Genomic DNA, 2,861 nt, shown 5'->3' with positions numbered 1-2,861 from the left:
GAATAATTTTTTTCATTTCCATTCCGATTCAAGATGCTGGCAACAGGCTGGCAATGCAGTTTTCCCGCCATGGCCGGATGTTTATTGCAAAAACCGCAGTATCGCATTGATGATGCAAAACCGGGATGCTGTGCGCGCATCCGACACATCTGCCTTGGCGATAACCGAATCACTGGCTAGCACGGGGAAAAGACAGAGTAAAATAGACTCCAATTTCACCTTGTTGCCAATTTATCCATGAAACTCAGCAAACAGCACTCCAATTATCAGTCCGAGATCACTCAATTCATCAGCGCGCTGAAGGAAAAGAATCCGCATCTGGAAGAATCGCAACGCGCCGGTCGCGCCCTGCTGTGGGATAAAAGCCCGATTGATCTGGAACAGCAGGCACGCAATCAGGAGTCCAGCATCAATCAGCAAGCTTACCCGTATCAAAACAAGCTGAAATAAATGAGCCAGGGGCCGAACACGATGCTGGCGCACTTGCCTTCCAGTGCGCCCGATCTTGTGGTTGATGGCAGGCCGGATACCACCCCGGATGTCATCGATGGCGTCGCCTATGCGCGCCTGTACGGCGAACCGCTGTTCCGCATGCCGACGGATTTGTATATCCCGCCGGATGCGCTGGAAGTCTTCCTCGAAGCCTTCGAAGGTCCGCTCGATCTGCTGCTGTACCTGATCCGCAAGCAGAACTTCAACATCCTCGATATCCCGATGGCGCAGGTGACGAAGCAGTACCTGCAATACGTCGACCAGATCCGCCTGCACAATCTTGAACTGGCTGCCGAATACCTGTTGATGGCAGCGATGCTGATCGAGATCAAGTCGCGCATGCTGCTGCCGGTGCGCAAGGCCGATACCGGCGAAGAAGCCAGCGATCCGCGCGCCGAACTGGTGCGCCGCCTGCTTGAATACGAGCAAATGAAAGTGGCGTCACAACAGATAGACGCGCTGCCGCAGCTGGGCCGCGATTATGTGCGCACGCAGATTTACATAGAACAAAGCATGGTCACGCGCTGGCCGGAAGTTGAAGTCGTCGACCTGCAAGCCGCCTGGGCCGATCTGATCAAGCGTGCAAAACTGACTGCGCATCACATGATCAGCCGCGAAGAATTGTCGGTGCGCGAGCACATGACAGCCATCCTGCGGCGTTTGCAGTCCGCCAAGTTTGTCGAATTTTCCGACCTGTTCGATCCATCGCGCGGCGTGCCTGTCATCGTCGTCAACTTTGTCGCCCTGCTCGAACTGGCCAAGGAAACGCTGATCGAAATCACGCAAGCCGAACCGTTCGCACCTATCTACGTGCGGCTGGCTTACGCACCGAGTTAAGCGCTGCTGCATATAGACAGGTCACTCCATCATTTCATTGCTACGCCACTCAAGGTGCGGCAAACCATACACCAAGACAGTTTATGAAGATCATCTCCTGCATCGAAGAATTGCGCGATCATTTGCGCGGCCAGTTACGCACCGCATTCGTGCCCACCATGGGCAATCTGCATGATGGTCATTTGTCGCTGATGCGCCTGGCGCGCAAGCATGGCGATCCGGTGGTGGCATCTATCTTCGTCAATCGCCTGCAGTTCGGCCCTAACGAGGATTTCGACAAATATCCGCGCACCTTCCAGGCCGATGTGGAAAAACTGGAGAAGGAAGGCGTCTACATCCTGTTCGCGCCGACTGAAAAGGATCTTTATCCGGAGCCGCAGGAATTCCGCGTGCAACCGCCGAATGATCTGGGCAATACGCTCGAAGGTGAATTCCGCCCCGGATTTTTCAGTGGCGTGACCACCATCGTATTGAAATTGTTTTCCTGCGTGCAGCCGAGCGTAGCGGTGTTTGGCAAGAAGGATTATCAACAGTTGATGATCGTGCGCAATATGTCGAAGCAGTTCGCGCTGCCGACCGAAATTATCGCTGCCGAAACCTTTCGCGCCGAAGATGGCCTGGCGCTATCGTCGCGCAATATGTATTTATCTTCTGAAGAACGTGCCGAAGCACCCGCCCTGTTCCAGAGTTTGAACGCCGTTGCCAATGAAGTGCGCAGCGGCCATCTGGATATTTTCGAGCTGGAACGCCAGGCCATGGCAGACCTGGGGAAACGCGGCTGGAAACCGGATTACATCTCGATCCGCAAACGCGCCAACCTGCAACCGCCATCGGCTGGCGACATGGCGCAGGGTGAAAAGCTGGTGGTGCTCGCCGCCGCAAAACTGGGCGCCACGCGCCTGATCGACAATCTGGAAATCTGATTATTCGTTCGACCCTGGCTTGGTCTTTTTACGTTTTAATTCGACGTGGCCAGGGATACGGATGAGCACGTTGCTATGATCTTCTGCAATTGCTGCTGGTGTGATTCCACCTTGTCATCGATGTAAAGACCGGTGCGAAAACCATCGATGCCGGTCAGGATGCAATAAACAGCCTTGCAGGAAAACTGCAACTGAACGATACGTTCCCCAAGTACCGCATCCAGCACGATCAGACAGGATTTTCCGACCTTGACCGGCTCCGGGCCTATCACACCCAGGCTTTGCCTGGAAATGTCCAGCGTGCGTATCCGCGTCGTCATGTCATCAGTTGTCATCAAGCCTCGACGGCGGAAAATATAGCGTTGCTCTGTCCTTTGCGATTCTTGCGTAGCAGGTAGCGCATGCACAGTCATGATGACCCTTTCTCAAGGAGGAATAGTCATGAATGCTACGGATGCAGCGTTACCAGTTGATGACAGCGCAAGGCGGGAATGTTAAAGATCGTTTCGCGCGAAGTGCACGGGATCAGGCCAATTACGCTGAGAATGATGACGGATCTTGATGCGGCATCATCATTAAATCCGTCGGGCCGAGATCGATCTTTTGCTG

General features: G+C 54.2%; 4 protein-coding genes. 3 read left to right on the top strand and 1 reads right to left on the bottom strand.

Annotation, left to right across the window (positions count from 1 at the left end):
* Positions 1-237 precede the first annotated feature (237 nt).
* The 3 genes from Q7T06_RS01390 to panC all read left to right on the top strand — a co-directional run bounded on the left by Q7T06_RS01390 (position 238) and on the right by panC (position 2,252).
* Positions 238-450, top strand: coding sequence for a DUF3460 family protein (locus Q7T06_RS01390; RefSeq protein ID WP_304778904.1), 213 nt, complete (start codon positions 238-240; stop codon positions 448-450).
* Between the two features lie 21 nt (positions 451-471).
* Positions 472-1,329: a ScpA family protein gene (locus Q7T06_RS01385; RefSeq protein ID WP_304778907.1), complete on the top strand. Its 858-nt coding sequence runs from the start codon at positions 472-474 to the stop codon at positions 1,327-1,329.
* Between the two features lie 83 nt (positions 1,330-1,412).
* The gene (gene panC / locus Q7T06_RS01380; RefSeq protein WP_304778901.1) at positions 1,413-2,252 is read left to right on the top strand and encodes a pantoate--beta-alanine ligase; all 840 of its coding nucleotides are present in this window, start codon (positions 1,413-1,415) and stop codon (positions 2,250-2,252) included.
* A 35-nt stretch (positions 2,253-2,287) separates the two neighbouring features.
* On the opposite strand, the gene Q7T06_RS01375 is transcribed toward panC, so the two are convergent.
* A complete protein-coding gene (locus Q7T06_RS01375; protein WP_304778898.1) occupies positions 2,288-2,587 on the bottom strand; it encodes a PilZ domain-containing protein in 300 nt (99 codons plus the stop codon).
* Between the last annotated feature and the right edge of the window lie 274 nt (positions 2,588-2,861).

This window comes from Herminiimonas sp., assembly GCF_030645555.1.
GTDB lineage: Bacteria > Pseudomonadota > Gammaproteobacteria > Burkholderiales > Burkholderiaceae_D > Oxalicibacterium.
Note: the sequence above shows the minus strand (reverse complement) of the source record. Positions and strands in the feature narration are given on the sequence as shown.